21 protein-coding genes are annotated in these 21,924 nt (G+C 62.9%); 11 read left to right on the top strand and 10 right to left on the bottom strand.

The features are described from left to right. Window positions 1-8: 8 nt before the first annotated feature. A complete protein-coding gene (locus ACFC25_RS18590) occupies window positions 9-251 on the bottom strand; it encodes a hypothetical protein (RefSeq protein WP_337349052.1) in 243 nt (80 codons plus the stop codon). Between the two features lie 24 nt (window positions 252-275). After that, window positions 276-1,211, bottom strand: coding sequence for a hypothetical protein (locus tag ACFC25_RS18585; protein ID WP_376047889.1), 936 nt, complete (start codon window positions 1,209-1,211; stop codon window positions 276-278). A 197-nt stretch (window positions 1,212-1,408) separates the two neighbouring features. Here ACFC25_RS18585 and ACFC25_RS18580 point away from each other — a divergent pair, with 197 nt between their 5' ends. The 9 genes from ACFC25_RS18580 (at window position 1,409) to bcp (ACFC25_RS18540) (ending at window position 12,563) form a co-directional block, all read left to right on the top strand. Then, complete coding sequence (locus tag ACFC25_RS18580) at window positions 1,409-1,639, top strand: glycerate kinase (protein ID WP_376047886.1); 231 nt, start codon at window positions 1,409-1,411, stop codon at window positions 1,637-1,639. Window positions 1,640-4,284: 2,645 nt separating this feature from the next. Further along, complete coding sequence (locus ACFC25_RS18575) at window positions 4,285-5,085, top strand: hydroxypyruvate isomerase family protein (RefSeq protein WP_376047883.1); 801 nt, start codon at window positions 4,285-4,287, stop codon at window positions 5,083-5,085. 77 nt (window positions 5,086-5,162) lie between these two features. Further along, complete coding sequence (locus ACFC25_RS18570) at window positions 5,163-6,080, top strand: 2-hydroxy-3-oxopropionate reductase (RefSeq protein WP_376048030.1); 918 nt, start codon at window positions 5,163-5,165, stop codon at window positions 6,078-6,080. A 128-nt stretch (window positions 6,081-6,208) separates the two neighbouring features. Further along, window positions 6,209-7,999, top strand: coding sequence for a glyoxylate carboligase (gene gcl, locus ACFC25_RS18565; RefSeq protein WP_376047880.1), 1,791 nt, complete (start codon window positions 6,209-6,211; stop codon window positions 7,997-7,999). A gap of 1 nt (window position 8,000) precedes the next feature. Continuing rightward, window positions 8,001-9,197, top strand: a complete 1,197-nt coding sequence (locus ACFC25_RS18560) for a glycerate kinase (RefSeq protein WP_376047877.1) — start codon at window positions 8,001-8,003, stop codon at window positions 9,195-9,197. Continuing rightward, window positions 9,190-10,533, top strand: a complete 1,344-nt coding sequence (gene allB, locus ACFC25_RS18555; RefSeq protein WP_337352537.1) for an allantoinase AllB — start codon at window positions 9,190-9,192, stop codon at window positions 10,531-10,533. Before ACFC25_RS18560 ends, allB begins: the two co-directional genes overlap by 8 nt. Before the next feature lie 11 nt (window positions 10,534-10,544). Continuing rightward, entirely contained in the window at window positions 10,545-11,297 is a 753-nt protein-coding gene (locus ACFC25_RS18550; protein WP_376047874.1) for a winged helix-turn-helix domain-containing protein, read from the top strand. 19 nt (window positions 11,298-11,316) lie between these two features. Continuing rightward, window positions 11,317-11,844, top strand: a complete 528-nt coding sequence (bcp, locus tag ACFC25_RS18545) for a thioredoxin-dependent thiol peroxidase (RefSeq protein WP_376047871.1) — start codon at window positions 11,317-11,319, stop codon at window positions 11,842-11,844. Between the two features lie 239 nt (window positions 11,845-12,083). Beyond that, window positions 12,084-12,563: a thioredoxin-dependent thiol peroxidase gene (gene bcp / locus ACFC25_RS18540; RefSeq protein WP_337349043.1), complete on the top strand. Its 480-nt coding sequence runs from the start codon at window positions 12,084-12,086 to the stop codon at window positions 12,561-12,563. A 184-nt stretch (window positions 12,564-12,747) separates the two neighbouring features. Here the strand turns inward: bcp (ACFC25_RS18540) and ACFC25_RS18535 are convergent, their stop codons facing one another. From ACFC25_RS18535 to ACFC25_RS18500, 8 genes are all read right to left on the bottom strand, one after another. Continuing rightward, window positions 12,748-12,951, bottom strand: coding sequence for a hypothetical protein (locus ACFC25_RS18535; RefSeq protein ID WP_376047868.1), 204 nt, complete (start codon window positions 12,949-12,951; stop codon window positions 12,748-12,750). Between the two features lie 13 nt (window positions 12,952-12,964). Then, window positions 12,965-14,008 (bottom strand): NAD(P)-dependent alcohol dehydrogenase, encoded by a 1,044-nt coding sequence (locus ACFC25_RS18530; protein WP_376047865.1) that lies wholly within the window; start codon window positions 14,006-14,008, stop codon window positions 12,965-12,967. 8 nt (window positions 14,009-14,016) lie between these two features. Further along, window positions 14,017-14,283 (bottom strand): hypothetical protein, encoded by a 267-nt coding sequence (locus tag ACFC25_RS18525; protein WP_337352580.1) that lies wholly within the window; start codon window positions 14,281-14,283, stop codon window positions 14,017-14,019. A gap of 11 nt (window positions 14,284-14,294) precedes the next feature. Further along, window positions 14,295-15,296, bottom strand: coding sequence for a D-2-hydroxyacid dehydrogenase (locus tag ACFC25_RS18520; RefSeq protein ID WP_337349042.1), 1,002 nt, complete (start codon window positions 15,294-15,296; stop codon window positions 14,295-14,297). After that, window positions 15,293-16,390, bottom strand: coding sequence for a tartrate dehydrogenase (locus tag ACFC25_RS18515; protein ID WP_337349041.1), 1,098 nt, complete (start codon window positions 16,388-16,390; stop codon window positions 15,293-15,295). Before ACFC25_RS18515 ends, ACFC25_RS18520 begins: the two co-directional genes overlap by 4 nt. Beyond that, window positions 16,387-17,805: an aldehyde dehydrogenase family protein gene (locus ACFC25_RS18510; protein ID WP_337352532.1), complete on the bottom strand. Its 1,419-nt coding sequence runs from the start codon at window positions 17,803-17,805 to the stop codon at window positions 16,387-16,389. Before ACFC25_RS18510 ends, ACFC25_RS18515 begins: the two co-directional genes overlap by 4 nt. Window positions 17,806-17,948: 143 nt before the next feature. Then, entirely contained in the window at window positions 17,949-19,226 is a 1,278-nt protein-coding gene (locus ACFC25_RS18505; RefSeq protein ID WP_337349039.1) for an FAD-binding oxidoreductase, read from the bottom strand. Between the two features lie 27 nt (window positions 19,227-19,253). Next, window positions 19,254-19,928: a haloacid dehalogenase type II gene (locus ACFC25_RS18500; protein ID WP_337349038.1), complete on the bottom strand. Its 675-nt coding sequence runs from the start codon at window positions 19,926-19,928 to the stop codon at window positions 19,254-19,256. A 360-nt stretch (window positions 19,929-20,288) separates the two neighbouring features. On the opposite strand from ACFC25_RS18500, the gene ACFC25_RS18495 reads away from it, so the two are divergent. Continuing rightward, window positions 20,289-21,209, top strand: a complete 921-nt coding sequence (locus tag ACFC25_RS18495; protein WP_337349037.1) for an ABC transporter substrate-binding protein — start codon at window positions 20,289-20,291, stop codon at window positions 21,207-21,209. 45 nt (window positions 21,210-21,254) lie between these two features. Next, window positions 21,255-21,924, top strand: a 670-nt coding sequence (locus ACFC25_RS18490; protein ID WP_376047859.1) for an amino acid ABC transporter permease, incomplete at its 3' end; no start/stop codon positions are given.

Here is a 21,924-nt window from a genome sequence, read left to right as displayed (position 1 = left end):
AGGGATAATTAGGGTTCGCGTTCGCTTTGCTTGTACGCTGCCAAAGCGTCTTTGCGGGCCCAGTGAACGACGAAAATCACATGTACGACGAGATCTACGCAAAGTGCCGCACCGATAACCCAGCTCGACACACCCGCTCTGGCGAGTGCACCAATTAAGACGACTACGAGCAATGCACTGGCGATGTTGAACCAGCGTCGGCGCTGGGTCGCATTCGTTGCCGTGATCAGCTCATCTAGGTAATAGAGCATGCCACTCCTCTCTGATGGTCGCCGTCACCGGCAATAGCCACCGGTGTAGCGGAAGGCCATAGCGCCGATCGGAGCGGGCGCGAGCCGAATGCATTCGCCTCTGCCGTGAGCAATTGTCGCTTGAATCGCGATTTGCACAGCAGACGCTGCGCAGGCACTCAAGCCAACCGGCGATCCAGAAGCCAGGTATCCGCACACATAGAGAACGCCGGATGCTACCCGTGAATGTGCAGTCTCGGCCTTATTGAATTCCACGACAGGGAATATCCCAACCCAGCTAAATTGAGGATCGGCAACCACGGGAAACACGGTCGCCGGTCCGACATCAATGTGCTGGATGAGGCGGTTCCCTGAGGATGTGTATTTGGTAGGAACCGGCTGTCCGGCGGCATCACGGGCCCAAGGGGCAGCAATATGGTTGACGACCTGCCCGCTGCCGTCCATGACCACAGCCGATCCGTCGCTTGCAACGACGACTTCCGCAGGTTGGCCATTAAGTGTTAGGTCAAAGCCGAAGGATCGTGGTGCAGTTTCATTGTTGATCACGACGAAACCGGCTCCTGATTCATCACCGCGCCGGGCAAAAACGTAGGCGTGCCCCCTATCCACGGTCACCGTTGCGGCCTCGACATTACCCTTCCACTGCTTGACTGCCTTCCGTTTTGGGTTCGACGCCGGCTGGACCGTTAGTCGCAGACCGCCGGCTGCGACGATACTCATCGAACCGCCATCCCCGAATTCGATCATTTGCGCTTTGGTTTCAGGCAGCGCTTGAGGTGACGATTGGCTCTGTGCGCTCTCGAAGGGTCTGGACGCTAGTACTTGCTCCAAAGGGTTTTGATCCTGAGTGGCCGACGCATTCGCCGCTGGTGACGTCGCCGCTAGGCCCACGATGGCAATGGCCAGGGCCGATGTTGCAGCCAAGCCCTTCCGAGCAATCAAGACACGCATTTCCATCAATCCCCCAGTCTTCTGTGGCTCCGCTAAATGGGAACCGTGCAGGAAGACTAAGGTCGGGAAATGGTGCCTAGGTGCTGAATTCTGCGAAATAGGTACAACATTTGGCAAATCTAAGTGACCAACGAGCCATCTACTGGCGAGACCAACCTCAGACAGAAGCGCGAAGCCTCCCATAAGGGGTTGCGAGGCTGTTAACTTTGTACTTCCGTTGGCGTCGCGCACGGACGGTGCTGGTGCTCGGCGGGAGCGCCAGCACTGACGGCGGAAGGGCAGTCAGCGCTCTGGGCTTCCGCTTCCTCGATGCTTCCGGGCTTCCCGTTGAAGGCACTGGGCGGAACCTTGGCGCGATCTCCTTCGTAACCGGAGATTTGCTCCCTGGGTTGGTCGCAATGGAACTGGTGGACGAAACCCCGGGGTCCTCGGCATGAATGTCCACTGCGGCGCTGATCAGATGCGCATCGAACCAGTCCCGTTCCGTTCCACAGTGCGCTCGCCAGCGGCAAATAGCCTTGCCTGCGGAATGCCAATACCTGCAGGTCCCGTCCAGCCGGATTCCTGACGCTCGACGATGGCGATCAAGCGCTTCAACTTCGTGACAGAGAGTCCGAAATTCAGTCCCTCGCTTTCGACGTGAAGAAGCGAAACGTGGATATGCAGGCTATGGCGGCGGGATGCCTAAACAGGCCTGTCCTCAGTCCACGGGCTCATCTCTGGGAGACTCCCCATTTGCCACCTAATTTCGAGAATCGGCCACCCAATTTCATCCCATCAAACACTCAACTGAACATCCTTGGGGTTAACGTCCTGTCGCGGACACTATTCCAAAAGGGGATGACATGCGATTCACAAGTTTGAGAGATTGTATTCGTGCTAGTGCAACACTTATATGCATTGGTGCGCTGCTCTTTGGTAGTTCAACTATTGGTGCCCAGGCGGCTCAGGTCCCTCAATACCCCGATATCAGCAATAAGGATGCAAGCCTCACGCATGAGCACCGCGGATCGGCAAGTTACGAGTTGCTCGACACCCGCGGTGGCCTATTGACCATGGGTTCCGTGACGTCGCCTGTGGGCCCAGGCCGATGCACTCTGGATACAGGACCTGTTTACAAGAGGACCTCGGGCGGTGTGGGTGGCCATCCAAAGACAACCTGCACCATGGGGGTGAGCAGCATCAACCACTCGACGACGATCTACAAACATGTCTGGTGGGGCCCGCAAAGAGTTGGAGGTCCATTCAATGCCGTGAACTACGGTCAATCCAAACTCGAACAGAAAAATGCTGCCGTGGCCTGCGCCGATGACCGCAACACGACATTCCGGATGGTGACACGCGGAACGGTCATCTACGCTGGCAGAACCTATATCGCTTCCGCGTACGACGAAGCAACTTTGGCTTGCGGAACTAGTCATTAGCGCAGACCTTCTGGCCGGCGCTACTTGGGTCCAGCCAGAAGGTCACTAATGAACTTCCTGGGTGGCTCGAGCCTGCGCCGTCAGCCAACACGTAGCATCAGGGTGCCATCCTGCCAGTACGGCGTAATGCGACTCATCGATGGGAATGGACTCATAGGATGCCGAAAGGTAACCACCAAAAGACACATGCACCGCATCCCAATCTTGAGCAACTCGACGCCAGTCAGGAAGCAGCAAGTGCGCCCCAGGATTGGGCGGAGGCCCCCAGTCAAACGTTAAGAATCCTTCGCCTATTCGGGGGTACGTGGCCACGAGCCTTGACCAATCCTCCCGTGTATGGACATCGAAGATCCTTGCCCCTTCCGAGACCTTAACAGACCACAATGAGTCCTGCTCGTCCTTCATCCAGTGATCGTCCGGCGCTGCGGCGATAACGCAAGGAGCACCAAACATTGGTCCACGGCTGCTAACCAAGGCACCAGCCGGAGACACCCACCACGTCGACCCGTCAAGATCAGCCCCCGCCGCAAATTCCATAGCCTCCTCTGTCGTGTGCGCCCCTGGAAAACCGTCCCTAAGATACGCGAACTGGTGATGGAATGAGACAGAATCCGTCCACCACACAAGGCCTGGCCGCTCAGAAATGTCACGTGCAATCCCGGTCAGGGAGTCCTGAGCAGCCCTAAGTATTTCGTCAAACACCCGCCACTCGCTGTCCAAGCCGTGTGCATAGCTATTAACGAACTCCGAGGCAGTAGCGAAAATGGTTGCGTCACGTACTGAGCTGGCCCCCTTCATCCATCGATCCGCCGCTTCGTGGACATGCCGTATGAGCGTGCTGCCGGCGGTACCATCCAGCAACGCAAACCTAAACCGGTGTGGCTCGAGGCCCGCTATCTTCGCAAGCAGTGATCTCCCGGCGCGCCCTTGAGACCACCACGCCAAAGCGTCACCATTCGTAGCCACAGCCCATCCCCCTCCTAATGACCGCCGGACGCAGCTCCCGCGCATCCAGCCCACCCCGAGCATAGACGGATCCCTACCAGCTAGGTGGTGCCTGAGGCCAAAATGAGTGGTCCACAGCATCCTGTTAGGTGGTTCATGCCAGGAACAGATTTTGCATTCTTGCCTGACCCTGGCGTCTCTTCGTTTAACGGGCTGTCGCGGGAAAACGATGGCTCGCGGCTATGAGGATCAGAAAGATCAGCTGGAAGGCGGGGCTCCAGCTGATTCGTCTTGAATCGTCGCCGAGACGATTTCCAGACCTTCAGACTGCCTCGTTAGCTAAAAGGGTGATCATATCCGGCACGAGGGGAACGCCTCTTGCCCGGACACCGCGCCGCGCCGCTGACGGAACGAACTTGCCGCCGCTGACGATGACGATTCCACCTCCTGCGACCACCGTGACAGCTTCAGCTCGCCCGTCGTCAGTTCCCTCCCGCAGGGATGCCCCACGACAGGGAACATTGCCAGCTTTCAGATGAGGCAAACGTCCACGCCGCCTCGGACCTTCCCTATAAACCAACGGCCCCCTTGACTCCCACCCCGACCTTCCCTAAACTTTTCATAAAGCAGAATCTAAATTCCACAAAGCGGAAACTAAGCTAAGAGTGAAGCGGCGGGAAGATAGATCAACGCCCTCCCCGGAAGGACCCACGATGACGTACACAGTGAACTGCTCCATCCTCCTGACGGAGCTGCCGTTGCTCGAGCGCCCCGCAGCCGCGAAGGCAGCCGGTTTTGACGCCGTCGAGTTCTGGTGGCCCTTCGAAACCTCCGTCCCCACCGACGCCCAGGTCACCGAATTTGAGAACGCCATCAAGGACGCCGGCGTTCAGCTCACCGGCCTGAATTTCAACGCCGGGAACATGCCCGGCGGTGACCGTGGCCTGGTCTCCTGGCCCGCACGCTCCACCGAATTCCAGGACAACATCGACGTTGTTGCGGGCATCGGCGAGCGCCTCGGCTGCAAGGCCTTCAACGCCCTCTACGGCAACCGCGTGGACGGGGAATCGGCTGAGAAGCAGGACGCCATCGGTGCCGAAAACCTTGCGACGGCGGCTGCCGGCGTCGCGCGCATCGGCGGCACCGTCCTCCTCGAACCGGTCAGCGGCGCACCCAAGTATCCGCTCCTCACCGCCGCAGACGCACTCAAGGTCATCGACCGCGTCAAGGCGGAATCCGGCGTCGACAACGTCAAGCTCCTCGCCGACTTCTACCACCTGGCGGTCAACGGGGACGACGTCGCCGCCGTCATCGAAAACCATGCCAAGGACTTCGGCCACATCCAGATCGCCGACAACCCTGGCCGTGGGGCTCCCGGAACCGGTGAGCTTCCCCTCGGGGAATGGATCGCACGCAGCCGCGAACTCGGCTACGAGGGCTACATCGGCCTCGAATACAAGGAACCGCAGGAAACTGCCTTCGCCTGGGCCATCCGCCAGCGCGTCAGCCAGTAGCCCCCTCCCAACTGAGTAGCAGCAGATGCTCTTTTGAGCCCTCAAAACGACATCTATTGCGACCTAGTTGGGTCCGGCTGCCCCTATCACAAAAGACTTCAGAAAAGAGAACCATCATGAGCAACGTTGCAGTCATCGGACTCGGAATCATGGGCCTTCCCATGGCCATCAACCTGACCAAGGCCGGGCACACGGTCACGGGCTTCAACCGCAGCCAGGACAAGATCGACAAACTCGTCTCCGAAGGCGGCAAGGGCGCCACCAGCATCGCGGACGCAGTGAAGGACGCCGACGTCGTCATCACCATGGTGCCGGACTCCCCGGATGTCGAGGGTGTAGTCAGCGGCCCGGACGGCGTCTTCGCCAACGCGAAGCAGGGCACGTTGTGGATTGACGCGTCCAGCATCCGCCCCGACGTCGCCAAGCGCCTCTCTGACGAAGCCCGGGAAGCCGGCCTCCGCCCCCTGGACGCCCCGGTGTCCGGCGGCGAACAGGGCGCCATCGACGCCGCACTCTCCATCATGGTCGGCGGGGAAAAGGGTGACTTCGACGCAGCCCAGGACGTCCTCAACGCGGTCGGCAAAACCATCGTCCATGTCGGCCCCTCCGGCTCAGGCCAGACCGTCAAGGCAGCCAACCAGCTGATCGTCGCCGTCAACATCGAAGTCCTCGGCGAGGCCATCGCTTTCCTTGAGGCCTACGGCGTGGACACCGACGCCGCCCTCAAGGTCCTCGGCGGCGGCCTGGCCGGCTCCAAGGTCCTGGACCAGAAGGGCCAGAAGATGCTGGACCGCAACTTCGACCCCGGCTTCCGCCTCGCCCTCCACCACAAGGACCTCGGCATCGTCACCTCCGCCGCCCGCGAAGCCAACGTCGCCGTCCCCCTCGGCGCCGTCGTCGCACAACTCGTCGCCGCCACCGTCAACCAGGGCGACGGCGGACTGGACCACTCAGGACTCTTCAAGCAGGTCCTCAAACTCAGCGGCCGCGAGTAAGCACCCCGGCGCTAAGGCGCCAATAGAGACATAAGCAGGGAACCCGCCGTCGTACATTACGACGGCGGTTCCCCCAGCACACCCCAAAACAGCCCCAAAAGGCCCCAAAGTTTCCCAAGGAGCACACCATGAGCAAGATGCGTACCGTTGATGCAGCGGTTGCCATCCTGGAAAAGGAAGGCGCCATCGAGGCGTTCGGCCTGCCAGGCGCGGCAATCAACCCCTTCTATTCCGCGATGCGCGCCCACGGCGGCATCCGCCACACCCTGGCCCGCCACGTCGAAGGCGCCAGCCACATGGCCGACGGGTACTCCCGGGCCAAGGACGGCAACATCGGCATCTGTATCGGCACCTCGGGCCCGGCCGGCACCGACATGATCACCGGGCTTTACGCCGCCTGGGCCGACTCCATCCCCATGCTTTGCATCACCGGCCAGGCCCCCGTGGCCAAGCTGCACAAGGAAGACTTCCAGGCCGTGGACATCGAGTCCATCGCCAAGCCCGTCACCAAGATGGCCATGACCATCCTGGAGCCCGGCCAGGTCCCCGGTGCCTTCCAGAAGGCTTTCCAGCTGATGCGTTCCGGCCGTCCGGGCCCTGTGTTGCTGGACCTGCCCATCGACGTGCAGCTGGCCGAGATCGAATTCGACATCGACACCTACGAGCCACTGCCCATCGAAAAGCCCAAGGCGAGCCGCAAGCAGCTGGAAAAGGCCCTGGACATGCTGACAGCCGGCGAGCGCCCGCTGATCGTGGCCGGCGGAGGCATCATCAACGCCGGCGCGTCGGCACAGCTGGTGGAACTGGCCGAGATCCTGAACGTCCCTGTGATTCCCACCCTGATGGGCTGGGGCTCCATCGCCGATGACCACCCGCTGATGGCCGGCATGGTGGGCCTGCAGACCTCGCACCGCTACGGCAACGAGAACTACCTGCGCAGCGACTTCGTGATCGGAATCGGCAACCGCTGGGCCAACCGCCACACCGGCGGCCTGGACACCTACACGGCAGGCCGCAAGTTCGTACACATCGACATCGAGCCCACCCAGATCGGTCGTGTGTTCTCGCCGGACCTGGGCATCGCGTCCGACGCCGGTGCGGCGCTGTCCGGGCTGATCGACCTCGCCCGCGAGCGTCGCGCGGCTAACTCCCTGCCGGACTACTCGAGCTGGGTCGCCGAATGCGCCGAGCGCAAGGCGTCCCTGCACCGCAAGACGCACTTCGAAACCATCCCCATCAAGCCGCAGCGGGTGTACGAGGAGATGAACAAGTCCTTCGGCCGCGACACCATCTACGTGTCCACCATCGGCCTGTCCCAGATCGCCGGCGCGCAGATGCTGCACGTTTTCGGACCCCGCAAGTGGATCAACGCCGGCCAGGCAGGTCCACTGGGCTGGACCGCCCCCGCTGCCCTCGGCGTCGTTCGCGGCAAGCCGGACGAGACCGTGGTTGCCCTGTCCGGCGACTACGACTTCCAGTTCATGATCGAGGAACTGGCTGTAGGCGCGCAGTTCAACCTGCCGTACATCCACGTGGTGGTGAACAACTCCTACCTGGGCCTGATCCGGCAGTCGCAGCGCGGTTTCAACATGGAGCAGAACGTGTCCCTGGCGTTCGATAACGTCAACAGCGCGGACTTGTCCGAAAACGCACGCGGGTACGGCGTGGACCACCTCAAGGTGGCCGAAGGCCTGGGCTGCAAGGCCGTCCGGGTGGAGGACCCCAACGATCTCGCTGCCGCGTTCGACAAGGCCAAGGCCCTCATGGGCGAGTTCCAGGTGCCCGTGGTGGTGGAAGTGATCCTGGAAAAGATCACCAACATCTCCATGGGCGTGGAAATCAACGCCGTGAACGAGTTCGAGGAACTGGCCGAGTCCGCTGCGGACGCCCCCACCGCCATCCTGGCGCTGCAGGCCTAACATGCGGATCGTGATCGCGCCGGACAAGTTCAAGGGATCGTTGTCGGCCCCGGACGTCTGCAGGTACCTGGAAAGGGGCCTGCAGGCGGCCGCCGGCAATAACCTGGATATCCTCCGGATTCCCGTGGCCGACGGCGGCGAAGGCACTCTCGATGCCGCCGTCGGCTCCGGCTTCACCCGCCAGAGTGCCACGGTCAGCGGCCCCACCGGCCAGCCGGTCGAGGCGGACTTTGCCGTCCGCGGCCACGAGGCCGTCATCGAAATGGCAGCGGCGTCGGGCCTGGCCCTCGTGCCGCAAGTGGCAAGCGGCGGGCAGCCGGATTCAGCCAGTGCCACCACGGCTACCAGCCTGGGCACCGGCCAGCTGATCCGCGCAGCGCTGGACGCCGGTTGCCGCAGAATCGTGCTGGGCGTCGGGGGCAGCGCGAATACCGACGGCGGTGCCGGGCTCCTGCAGGGACTCGGCGCCAGGTTCCTGGACGCCGCGGGCAACGAACTGCCCGCCGGCGGTGCCGCGCTGGCCAACCTGCACCGCATCGACTTCACCGGGTTTGAACCGCGCCTGGTGGAAACACGCTTTGTGCTGGCGTCCGACGTCGACAACCCCCTGCTGGGCCCGCAGGGCGCCGCGGCGGTTTTCGGCCCGCAAAAGGGCGCCACACCCCAGGATGTCGAACTGCTCGACACCGCCCTGGCCAGGTTTGTCGAAGTCCTGGCCAGGGAAATCGGATTCCGCGCCGAGCGCGCGGCGGAAGCACCCGGCGCCGGGGCAGCCGGCGGTGTGGGCTACGCGGCTATCGCGGTCCTCGCGGCTTCGCGCCGGCCGGGCATCGACGTCGTCCTTGAATTCACCCAGCTGGCCCACCGCATAGCGGGGGCAGACCTGGTGATCACCGGCGAAGGCAGCCTGGACGAACAAAGCCTGCTGGGCAAGACGCCCATGGGCGTGGCCCGGGCCGCAGCCGCTGCCGGGATTCCGGTGGTGGCCGTCTGCGGGCGCACCACGCTTTCTCCGGACCAGCAGCAGGATTCCGGTTTCCGGCAGGTCTACCCACTGACCGCCCTGGAACCCAAGGTAGATATATGTATAGCTGAAGCAGGGTCCCTGCTTGAACAATTGGGAAAGAACATCCTCGAGGAGCTGGCCAACCCGGCCCCTGCGGATGGCATCGGCACAAAGGAGCCCCTGAATGTCTGAAGAACGCTTTGACCTGGTCATCCGTGGGCAGCGCATCCTGACCACCGCCGGCATCGCGCCCCGCGAGGTGGGCGTGCGCGGCGGCAAAATCGTTGCGATCGAACCGCTCGGCAACGGCCTCGCGGGCGCCGAAGTGGTGGAACTGGCCGACGACGAGACCCTGCTCCCCGGCCTGGTGGACACCCACGTCCACGTCAACGAGCCCGGCCGCACCGAGTGGGAGGGCTTCGCGTCCGCCACCCGGGCAGCCGCTGCGGGCGGCGTCACCACCATCATCGACATGCCGCTGAACTCCATCCCGCCCACCACCAACGTGGACGGCCTCAAGCTCAAGCGCGAGGTGGCGGAGGACCAGGCGTTCGTGGACGTCGGGTTCTGGGGCGGCGCCATCCCCGGCAACAAGGCTGACCTCCGCCCGCTGCACGACGAGGGCGTGTTCGGGTTCAAGTGCTTCCTGCTTCACTCCGGCGTGGACGAATTCCCGCACCTGGATGCCGACGAGATGGAGGAGGACATGGCCGAGCTCAAGTCCTTCGACTCGCTGATGATCGTGCACGCCGAAGACTCCCACGCGATCGACCACGCGCCCCACCCCGGCGGCGACCAGTACTCCACCTTCCTGGCCTCCCGCCCGCGCGGCGCCGAGAACAAGGCCATCGCCGAGGTCATCGAACGGGCCCGCTGGACCGGCGCCCGCGCGCATATCCTGCACCTCTCGTCATCGGACGCGCTGCCCATGATCGCTTCGGCAAAACGCGACGGCGTCCACCTCACCGTGGAGACCTGCCCGCACTACCTGACGCTGATGGCCGAGGAGATCCCCAACGGAGCCACCGCGTACAAGTGCTGCCCGCCCATCCGCGAGGCGTCCAACCGCGAGCTGCTCTGGAAGGGCCTGCAGGACGGCACCATCGACTGCATCGTCTCGGACCATTCCCCCTCCACTCTTGACCTGAAGGACCTCGAAAACGGGGACTTCGCCGTGGCCTGGGGCGGCGTTTCGTCGCTGCAGCTGGGGCTGTCCCTGATCTGGACAGAAGCTCGGCACCGCGGCATCCCGCTGGAGCAGGTGGTGTCCTGGATGGCCGAGAAGCCGGCCGCCCTGGCCCGCCTCTCCAACAAGGGCCAGCTCGCCCTCGGGTATGACGCCGACTTCGCCGTCTTCGCCCCGGACGAGGCCTTCGTGGTGGACGTCTCCAAGCTCAAGCACAAGAACCCCATCACCCCGTACGACGGCAAGGCGCTCTCCGGCGTGGTCCGCAGGACCTTCCTCCGGGGGACCGTTGTGGACGGCCAGACGCCCACGGGCAAGCTGATCCGCCGCGGCGGGGTCTGAGGCCCGCATCCATGGCTGTCCAGGTACATTCCCCCCGGGGCATATGTGGGCGGCCGGCCATCCAGGCCGATCAGCCCTCGGGGCGCGGCCAGTCCGCGCTGGCTGCGAGGGGCCTGGCCGTCTGGGTCAGCCCTGAACCGGGGACGACGATCGACCCCGACGTCCTTGCCCGCGCCGCCCGGCTGCTGCTGGAGCGTGCCCTGAAGTTTGCTCCGGAGGCGGAAGTCCACTGGCCTGCCGCCGGGGCTGCCACGTCCGCCGTCGGGACTTCTCCGGCCGGAACGCTCCCTGGGGAGGGGGCACCGGCCGGACCCGACGGCGGCACTCCCGCGCCGTCGTCGTCCATCTCGGAGGACTCCCCGCACACGGACGACGACGGCGCCTCCTTCCCTGCCCCTGCTGGCCTTCCTGCGGTTGGCCTTCCACCTGCGGTGGGACCGGTCAGCCGCGTGGCTGTTGACCTCGCCACGGACCAGGTACTGCTGGACGGCCGTCCGGTGAACCTCACGGGCGTGGAATTCAAGGTCCTCCGCTACCTTGTGGAGAACTGTTCCCGCGCCATTGGACGTGAGGAGTTGCAGCACTTCCTCGAATCGTTTGAAAGTCCCGGGGCGTCGGCCCGCTCCATCGATGTGTATGTGGGGCGCGTGCGCCGGAAGCTGGGCAACGCCCGGCACGCAGTGGCCACGGTCCGGGGCGGCGGGTACCAGTTCGTCCCCGGCGCTTGCGCCACCGTCCGGGGCCCGGCCGAATACTCCATCTGAGACCAATCCAAGGAGCACCATGACCATGATCGACCAGGCCGCCACGGCCGTCACCCATCCAGCACACCCCGGTACGGCCCTCACCGGCCGGCTACAGCCCGGTGCCCCGGCCCCGGACTTCACCTTGCCAGATGCCGCCGGACGGGCCGTGTCTCTTGCGGACTACCGCGGAAAAAACGTGATCGTCTACTTCTACCCCAAGGCTGCGACCCCAGGTTGCACCACCGAGGCCTGCGACTTCCGCGACAACCTTGCCTCACTGCAGGGCTCCGGCTACGAGGTCATCGGCATTTCGCCGGACGGCCCCGCAGCTCTGGCCAAATTCACCGGGGACTTCGCGCTGAACTTCCCGTTGATCTCGGACCAGGACCACGCCGTCGCACTGGCCTACGGCGCCTGGGGCGAGAAGGTCCTCAACGGTGAAATTACGGAGGGTGTGCTGCGCTCTACCGTGGTTATTGATGCTGCGGGCGCTGTGGTGCTGGCCCGCTACCATGTGGACGCGCAGGGTCACGTCGCCGCGCTCCGCAAGGAGCTGGGGCTGTAGCCCAACGCTCTCTCACTTCCTGCAAGGAAAGCGCCCAACGCTGGCATCTCCCGCTTGTCACGCCGGGCAGGCTTTTGGTGGGCCAACGACGGCGTCGGCCCGGCCGGTCTAGGCGCTACACGGCGGTCATCGATCTGGCCAGCGGAATACAGCATGTGACGCCGGAGTTGTTCCTTGTGCGGGAAAGCCGCTTCACTTGTTGTTTGCCTGTAATTGACAGAGTCTGCCAAAGGAATGCCATGAGCCACACCCTGACCACCAAGCTTCAGCCCGGTACGCAGGCCCCTGACTTCACCCTCCAGGACGCCAAGGGCCGCCAGACTGCCCTCGCCGATTACCGTGGCAAGAACGTCATCGTCTACTTCTACCCCAAAGCAGCCACCCCCGGCTGCACCACCGAGGCCTGCGACTTCCGAGACAGCCTCGCCTCCCTTCAGGGCAAAGGCTACGAGGTCATCGGGATCTCCCCCGACGCCCCAGAGGCCTTGGCCGGCTTCACCGGCGATTTCGCCCTGACCTTCCCGCTGCTCTCGGACGAGGACCACGCTGTTGCCTTGGCTTACGGCGCCTGGGGCGAGAAGCTGGTCAACGGCGAGATCACTGAAGGCATCGTCCGTTCCACCGTGGTCCTGGACCCCGAGGGCAAGGTCACCCTGGCGCAGTACCAGGTGAAGGCCGACGGCCACGTGGCTGCGCTGAAGGAAGCCCTGGGCGTCTAGCCCTTCCGCCGCCAGGAACGCTCGCGCAGGTCCTGCACCTTTTCACCGAAAGCTCTCGCAGATCCTGCGGGGGCTTTCGGCGTTTGGCGCTGAAGCCCGCGAGTGGCTCGCGGACCGAGAACGCCACCGGCTGGGTATCGAAGACCACTGCATGGGGAGGCCCATAAAGGTCAGGCGTCCCAGGTCATGCGGAGGTGTTTTCCTCGTCGGACAGTCTCCAGCGTGTGGGCAGGCCATTCAGCGCGGGCATCACGTCTCCGCGTGCAATGAATCTGTGCCCGGAGTCTTCGTCCGCCGACCACCAGCCTGTCTGCGGGCAGTGATGACCGGTCACGGAAGCCTCCCGGCTGCCGTTGGCACGCAATTCAAGCAAGGTTCGATTTTTCATGGTTTTCCTTCCTTCAGAACGTTCCGGCGTCGATGACAAACCGGTATCGGACATCACTTGCAAGGACCCGGTCAAAGGCGTCGTTGATCCCGCTCGCCCGGATGACCTCGACCTCCGCTCCCAGTCCATGCGCGGCGCAGAAGTCGAGCATTTCCTGGGTCTGCCGGATGCCGCCCATTTTGGATCCGGCAAGGTTGCGTCGAAATCCGGCCAGGGACCAGGTACGTAAGCCGAGGGGCTTGGCGGGCAACCCCACCATGACCATCGTTCCGCCTACGGCAAGCAGCGAAAGGTACTCATCGACGTCGATATCTGCCGAAACCGTATTGATGATCAGATCGAACCGCCCCCTCAAGACCTCGAAGGTTGCGGGGTCGGACGTGGCATAGTAACCCTCCGCTCCCAGGCTGAGCGCGTCTTCCATCTTCTTCAGTGACTGGCTGAGCACCGTAACCTCAGCGCCCAGGGCGGCAGCAATCTTGACGCCCATGTGCCCGAGCCCGCCCATGCCGATGATGGCCACGCGCTTTCCCGGCCCGGCGCCCCAGCTGCGCAGCGGCGAGTACATGGTGATGCCCGCGCACAGCAGCGGCGCAGCCGCCTGAAGCGAAATGCCGACAGGAATCCCCAGGACGTAGCTCTCATCCACCACGATGCTGGTGCTGTAGCCGCCTGCAGTCGGCAGCCCGTCCCGGCCGATCGAGTTGTAGGTACTGATCGATCCCGCGAGGCAATGCTGTTCCTCCCCTGCCTGGCAGTTGACGCATTTGCGGCATGAGTCCACGAAACAGCCCACGCCTACGCGGTCGCCCACCGCATAGCGCTTCACCCTGGCTCCCACTGCTTCGACGACACCGGAAATCTCATGGCCAACGACCACCGGATACTTGACCCCTGCCCAGTCGCCCCTCGCCGTGTGGATATCGGAGTGGCAGATCCCTACGAATTTGATCGCGATCCGCACTTCGGACTCGCCGGGATCACGCCGTTCAATGATGCCTGGCTGAAGAGGCTCGGTGGCTGACGTTGCCACATAGGCCTTGGCAATTGTGGTCAATGCTTTCCTCAATCTCGCGGAGGCTTGCGTGGGCCCACGGTGGGGACTAGTTGGAGGGGAAGTTGTAGGAGGCGCCGGAGGCGTGGGTGGGTTCGGGCGTCCAGGTCCGCCCGGCTAGGGCGGAACCACCAGACCGTCGCCAGCCGCAACTCCCCGGACACCGCACCCGTGGCCGGGTTATAAACCGGCTGCGTGCGACCGCCCTCGCCGACAGTCTCGGCACCGTTGATGAAGTGGCTGATCTGGGTGAGTGTCGTCGTCGTTGACGTGGTCATAGCGGTATTCCTTATCGGGTGAGCGAGGGCTCAGGAGTCGAAACGAATCCTAGGGACTTATCAACGACGTTTTGCAGCGGTTTGCCGTTGCAGTACAGTTTCAGGTTTTCCACAAAAAGCTTGCCGAGGTCCTCGAGGTAGTCTTCGGTGTCACCGCTCATGTGAGGGGTAATGATGACGTTGTCCATGTCCCAGAGAGCGTGTCCTTCGGGCAGGGGTTCCGGGTGGACCACGTCCAGGGCCGCACCTGCAATGGAACCCGAGGTCAGCGCCTCAGTGAGCGCGGCTGTATCGACCAGTTCACCGCGTCCTACGTTGATCAGCCGGGCAGATGACTTCATCGCCGTAAGGACTTCGACGCCAACCAGTCCCTTGGTTTCAGCCGTCAACGGGGCCGCGAGGACGACGTAATCGTAGTCATGAACGATCCCAGCCAATTCGCCGGAGGCATGGATCCGGCCAAAATCGGCATCCCCGGGACGGGCTGTCCGGCCGGCACCGTCCGTTTTCATTCCGACGGCGCGGAAGAGTCTGCCGATTTCACGTCCGATGGATCCGGTGCCCACCACCAGAGCGCGTTGGCCCTGGATCTTGCGGGTAACGCGATGCTGCCAGCGTTGTTGCTGCTGCAGCCTATATGAACGCTGCGTGTCCTTGGCCATGTCCAGCACGAAACCGAGGGCAAACTCAGCGATGGCCGTGCTGAGGACGCCGCGTGAGTTGGTGTAGGTCACGTCACTGCTGATCAGCTCGTCAAAAAGCAACTGGCTCACACCGGCCGCCGACACATGGATCCACTTCAACGACGCGGCCGCACCCCAGTTCTCCCGCAATGCCGGCGAGAAGGAGTGCCACTGGTACAGAACGTCTGCGCCGTCCATCGCCGTCGCCAGGCCGTCTGCCTTAGTCAGCCTGACTTCGGCCAGCTCCTCGATCTCGGAAAGCCGGGGCGGCAGCGCCTCCCGGTAAAGCGCTGCGACCACAGGCCGCCCGCCTCCTGCAGCACCTGTCATGACGCCGCCACTCGGCCGGAGCTGAGCGTGTAGTGGGCGGACAGAGCATCGATGGAGGTGACGACGGCGGCTGTGAATTCCGACGTCGACGACGTTCCGCCGACGTCCCGGGTGCCGAAGCCGTCCCGGAGCGCCGCCTCAAATGCGGCTTGGAGGTGGGCTGCCGCTTCTGGGTGGCCGAGGTGCTCCAGCATCATTGCACCGGACCAGATCTGGCCTACCGGGTTTGCCAGGCCCTTGCCGGCGATGTCCGGGGCGGAACCGTGGACCGGTTCGAAGAGGGACGGGAAGTTGCCCTCAGGGTTCAGGTTAGCGCTGGGAGCCAGGCCGATGGAGCCCGTCACCGAGCTGCCCAGGTCCGAGAGGATGTCGCCGAAGAGGTTGGACGCCACAATGACGTCGAAGGTCCAGGGCTTCAGGACCAGGTGCGCGGCCAGGGCATCCACCAGTTCGCTGGTCAGGGTCACGCCGGGATATTCACGCACCGTCTCCTCGACGATCTCATCCCAGAAGGGCATGGTGTGGACAATGCCGTTGCTCTTGGTGGCGGACGTCAGGTGCCCACGGCGGGATGCCGCCAAAACCGATGCGAAATGTGCTGCCCGCGAAACTCCCAGCCGGGTAAACACACTCTCCTGCACCGCGCTCTCGTGCGGCAACCCGCGGTACATCCGGCCGCCGACCTCCGAATACTCGCCTTCGTTGTTTTCCCGGACGATGAGCAGGTCGATCGGATGCTTGGCCGCAAGAGGTGATGCGACGCCGTCGAGCGTTTTGACCGGACGCAGGTTGATGTACTGCTGGAATTCACGGCGGATGGGGATGAGCAACCCCCAGAGGGACTCAGCATCGGAGACGTCCGGTGAACCGACAGCGCCGAGGAAGATGGCGTCATGTTTGGCGAGTTGTTCGAGTCCGTCAACGGGCATCATCCGTCCGTGGCGGCCGTAGTAGTCAGATCCCCACTCGAAGTACGTAAACTCCAGGTTCAGGGAATGGACCGCTGCGATCCGCTCGAGGCATTCGATGGCGGCGGGAACAACTTCATTCCCGATGCCATCACCGGCAATTACTGCGATGCTGTGCCTGCTCATGGCGTCCGTTCTGTCAGCCAGCCCGGTTGTTGCCGGCGGGCCGGCTCTCCGAGGTTGATGATGGTGCTCTTGGGTTCAGTCATCTCCAGGACGGCGTACTTGACGCCTTCGCGCCCTACGCCTGACTTCTTGAATCCGCCGAACGGCATTGAATCAATACGGACGTCGCTGGTCTCATTGATGACCACGGCGCCGACGTGCAACCGGTCGGCGATGGCCATCGCAAGGTCGATGGATTGGGTGAAGACGCCCGCCTGGAGACCGAATTCGGAATTGTTCGCTGCATAAATGGCGTCCTGGGCTTCAATGAACGGCATGATGCTGACCACTGGCCCGAACACTTCCTCCCGGATCACCCGGCATTTCGAAGGTACATCGGTCAGGACCGTGGGTTCGTAGTAGGCGCTCCTTCGTTTGCCTCCGGTTTGTACGGTGGCCCCGGCAGCCCTTGCCTCCTCCACCCATTCCTCGACCCGACGGGCCTCATCCTCTGAAATAAGAGGACCGACGTCGGTGTTCCGGTCGAGCTTCGACCCGGTCCTGAGCGCCTTGGTACCGTCGATGACAAGTTCGAGGACCTGCTCGAACAGCGAGATATGTACGTAGACGCGCTGCACGGACAAGCAGTTCTGGCCTGCAACGCCGAACGCTCCGGCCACAATCGCCTTGGCTGCGTGGGCGGCGTCAGCATCCGGGCAGACAATCGTGGCATTGTTGCCGCCGAGTTCCGAGATGATCTTCTTGGCGCCTGCGGCGGCGGCAATGCGGTCCGCAGTCCGGGGACCACCGGTGAAGGAGATCAGATCCACCTGTGGATCCGTCACCAGCGCTTCAGAAACGCCCGGACCGGAAACGATCGCCGCAATACGGCCCGACGGAACACCCGCTTCAAGCAGCAGCTCGACCAGTGCCAGCCCGGACAGCGGGGTGCGGCCCGATGGCTTAAGCACGACGCCGTTGCCTCCAATGAGGGCCGGGCCCAGTTTGTGTGCAACCAGGTTCAGCGGATCATTGAAAGGGGTGATCGCCGCAACGATCCCCACCGGCTTTCGGCTGTACCAGCCGATCTTGTTTCCCCCGGCCAAGCTGTCATCAAAGCCCAGCGTTTCCCCGGTGAGCTCGGTCGAAGCGGCGGCGGAAAGCCGGAGGGTTTCCATGCAACGCCGCACCTCACGCTCCGCCTCGACGATCGTCTTGCTGCTTTCCGCCGCAATGATCTTCGAGAACCGCTCGGACTGCTCGCCCAGAAGCTGCACCGCATTCTCCAGCGCCACGCGGCGTGAACGGAGCGGCCATTCGTCAGTCTGGAGGTGGCGGTAGATGTGCGCGATCGCGCGCCGCACGTCCTGCGGTGTTGAAATGCAGACCCGGCCAAGCAGGATGCCATCTTCGGGATCCCGTGTTTCCATGGTCATATCAGTGGTTTGCCACTGGCCTTCGAAAAAGGCACCGCCAGGAAGGTTGGCCACGTTGACGCGGCCATACCCTGTTTCCTCAGCTGTTTTTGGGCGCGCTTGAGGCGCGGTCGTTGATGAAAGCATAGGAACCCTTACCCTGCCTATTTGACCCGGTCGATGATTTTTGCCGCTGCACCGATGAAGGGCAGGAACCAAGGTGGACCGAAGTGGCCCGGCACGGGCGGATTCTTCAGGTCTTCCCAAACGTTGGCGGACTTGTCCCCGGCCATGTAGTGGGCCATCCTCTTGCCCATGTGGGCGGCCATCTGCACACCGTGTCCGCTGTAGCAGAGGGAGTAGTAGAGTCCGTCGTGGACGCCGGCGTGGACCATCTGGTCCATGGAAAGGTCCACCAGGCCACCCCAGATGTAGTCCACCTTGGCGTTGGAGAGGTAGGGGAAGAGTTCGAGCATGGCCTTGCGCAGGATTTCGGCGCTCTTGACGTCCGAGTCGGGGCTGGACAGCGCAAAACGGGCCCGGCCGCCGAAGAGAAGCCTGTTGTCCGGGGTAATCCGGAAGTAGTAAGTCAGCATCTTGCTGTCCGAGGCCTGACGGCGGTTGGGCAGGATCCGGTTGACCACGTCTTCGGGCAGCGGGTCAGTGACAATGATGAAGCTGCCCACCGGAATGACCCGGCGCTGCATCCATGGCGTGATGTTGCCGGTGTAACCGCTGGTGGCCACCAGGACCTGCTTGGCCCTGGTGATGCCCCGGGTGGTGTGCACGTCATGCACGGTGCCCGAGACCTTTTTCAGCTCGGTTACTGCCGCGTTCTCGCAGATATCCGCTCCGGCGGCAACGGCGACCCCAGCCAGGCCATGCACGAACTTGCCCACGTGCAGACCCGCTCCCAGCGGGTCAACCATCGCGCCCTGGTAGAAGTCCGTGCCGATTTCGCTGTGGATCTCGGACTTCGGGATCACGGTGACGTGATGGTCCGCCAGGTTGGCCAGCTTCTCCTGCGACTTCAGGAAGCCCTCATAGTGGGACTTGTGGAAGGCCAGCGAGAGCTTTCCAAACCGGTTGTAATCACAGTCGATGCCATTGTCATGCACCAGCTTCTCGATGGTGTCGATGGCATCGTTGTATTCCTGGAACATCTCCACGGCACGGGTGGCGCCGTAGCGCTTGACCGCGGTGCTGAAGCTGATAGCCAACCCGGTTGTCGCCATTCCCCCGTTGCGGCCGGATGCGCCCCACCCCACGGTGTGGGTTTCGAAAACGGCAACGGTGGCACCTTGCTTGGCAAATTCCAGGGCCGCGGACAGCCCCGTAAATCCAGCGCCGATGATTGCCACATCGACATTTTCCGGTACCGGAGTCTGCCGGTAGTCTCCGGATGCTTGGGCTGTGTCCAGCCAGTAAGGAATGAGTTTCACGGTTTGACCTTTCGCCTCGAAATCGGTTTAGAGACCGAGGTGCTTGTTGATCTCGTCCAGGGACTTAGCAGTGGTGAGGTCGTAGCCCTCGCCAATGGGGTCATAGCCACGGTCGAGCATCCAGAGGTTCCGGAAGCCCATGTCGTGCATCGGGTGCATGTCATACCGCGTGTGTGAGGAGACGTGCAGGAAGTCCTCCGGCTTGGCATTGAGGGTGTCCAGCATGTATTCGAAGGCCTGGTAGCGCGGCTTGTAGGCCTGGGCCTGCTCGGCGGTGAACACGGCGTGGAAGTCGGCCCCGAGCTTGGGGATGCTGATGTCCAGGAAGCTGGTGTCCGCGTTGGACAGCGCCACCAGCTGGTAGTTATCGCCCATGAGCTTTAGCGGAGCCGGCACGTCTTCGTGCGCAACCCAGCCGCGTACAGCTTCTGCGAATTCTGCGCCGGCACCAGGGGTCGGGCCAATGCCCCAGCGCTTGCACACGCGGTCAAAGGAATCCTGAAGGATCGCCTCGTAAGGCTTGTAATCGCCAAGGACCTCGTCGAACCGGTATCCACGGAACTGCTTCTTGAAGGTTGGCCACTGCTCTTCTGAGATGCGGCCATCAAGCAGGCGGCGGGTGGTGGGATCGATGTCGAAGTTGATGAGCGTGCCGTAGACATCAAAGGAGATGTACTTCGGCCGGTTGTTCGTAGCTGCCATGATTCGTCCGTTCTGTTGCGTCTTGAACGGGAGGCCCGGATGTGTGGCCTGCCGCCTTCCTGTGGTCTGCGCCAGCGGGTTCCTGGGTTCGCCAAAAGGCTCTATTCCCGCTCTTTCTCGACTGTAGATCCGATGATTGTAGATTGTCAACAGTTTCTTAGTGCGATTCCTTCGCAACAAGGCGCCAGTAAAAAATACTCGATTTATTTATCGTCAATTGTTGACAATCTGCGATCTGACCGGTTGCATTGCTGTAGATGCGGAACGAGATCCTGATCACAACCCGCTCGGAGCAACACCAAAGCCTGCCCCCCATCTCAGCAGAGCGACTTCAGCTGAAACCATTCGAAGGGAAGCACCATGAAGACCATCAACAAAATCCAGACGGCAGCCGCAGGGCTCGCTGTTGTATTCGCCCTGAGTGCCTGTGGCGGCGCGGCCACCAGCGCTCCGGGATCTGACTCAAAGACCAACAACACCACCGATATTTCGGAGGGCGTCCAGCCGGATGCTGCTGCTGTGGCACTTTTGCCGCAGTCCTACAAGGACAAGGGCGAACTGACGGTCGCGATGGACCTGCACTACCCGCCGACGACGTTCCTCGCGGAGGACAACACCACCCCGATCGGCCTGAACCCGGACGTGGCACGGCTCATTGCCAAAAAGCTTGACCTGAAGCTGAAGTTCGTGGACACGAAGTTCGACACGATCGTCCCGGGCCTGGACGGCGGCCGGTTCGACTTCACGGCCACGACCATGTCCAAGACCGAAGAGCGGCTCAAGGTCCTGGACATGATCGACTACTTCCAGGCTGGAAACTCCGTGGCAGCAGCCGCCGGGAACCCTCTGAACCTCACCGTTGAAACCCTGTGCGGGAAGAACATCGCCGTCACCCAGGGCTCCACCGGCCAGCTCAAGCGCCTTCCGGCCCTGAGCGAGCAGACCTGCACCTCCAAGGGCCAGCCGGCGATCAACGCCGTGACCCTGCCCAACGTCCAGGAGGCACTGACCCAGCTGCACTCCAAGCGGATCGACGGCGTACTCTACGACACCACGTCGCTCGGATGGGCCCAGAAGCAGCAGCCGGACTCCTTCACCCTCATCGGCCGGGTCAACGTCGGCAACAGCGATGTGACCGCCGTCGGCCTGAAGAAGGACTCCCCGCTGACCCCGGCCATGCAGGCAGCGATCCAGTCCGTCCTTGAGACCCCGGAATACAAGAAGTCCCTGGAGACTTGGGGCCTGGAATCCGGAGCCATCACCGACGCCAAGCTGAACTAGCGGGAGGCCACCATGGTCACAGCTACTAAAGGAAGCAAAGCAACGATGAGTAGCATTGATGCAGCCTTGAAGCCGCGGATTCGGCTTCGGACCCGCTCCGAGTACGCGGGATGGATCCTCAGCATTCTCCTCGGCATCGGGATCCTCACCTCCGTCCTCACTAACCCCAACTTCAAGTGGGGCGTGGTTGCCCAGTACTTCACGCATGAATCGATCCTCCGGGGGCTGATGCTCACGATCTTCCTCACGGTGGCCAGCATGACCCTGGGAACGCTCCTGGGGCTGGGCCTGGCGATCATGCGCTCCTCTCACGTGAAGCCGATTTCCATCGCTGCAGGGCTCTACATCACCCTTTTCCGGGGCACTCCGGTGCTGGTGCAGTTGATCTTCTGGTTCAACATCTCCGCGCTCTACCCGAACCTGTCCATCGGCATCCCGTTCACCGATATCGGCACCGCGATCGACACAAACGCCCTGATGGGGCCCATCACGGCAGCCCTGGTCGGCCTGACCCTGAACGAAGCCGCCTATATGGCCGAGATCATCCGGGGCGGGTTCTCCGCCGTCGGCAAGGGCCAGATCGAGGCAGCGGATTCGCTCGGGATGAGCGCCGGCATGAGGATGCGCAAGGTCATCATCCCCCAGGCGATGCCCTCGATCATCCCGGCAACCGGCAACCAGGTGATCGGCATGTTCAAGGGAACCTCGCTGGTCA

It is taken from the genome of Pseudarthrobacter sp. NPDC055928 (assembly GCF_042270935.1).
Classification (GTDB): domain Bacteria; phylum Actinomycetota; class Actinomycetes; order Actinomycetales; family Micrococcaceae; genus Arthrobacter.
Note: the sequence above shows the minus strand (reverse complement) of the source record. Positions and strands in the feature narration are given on the sequence as shown.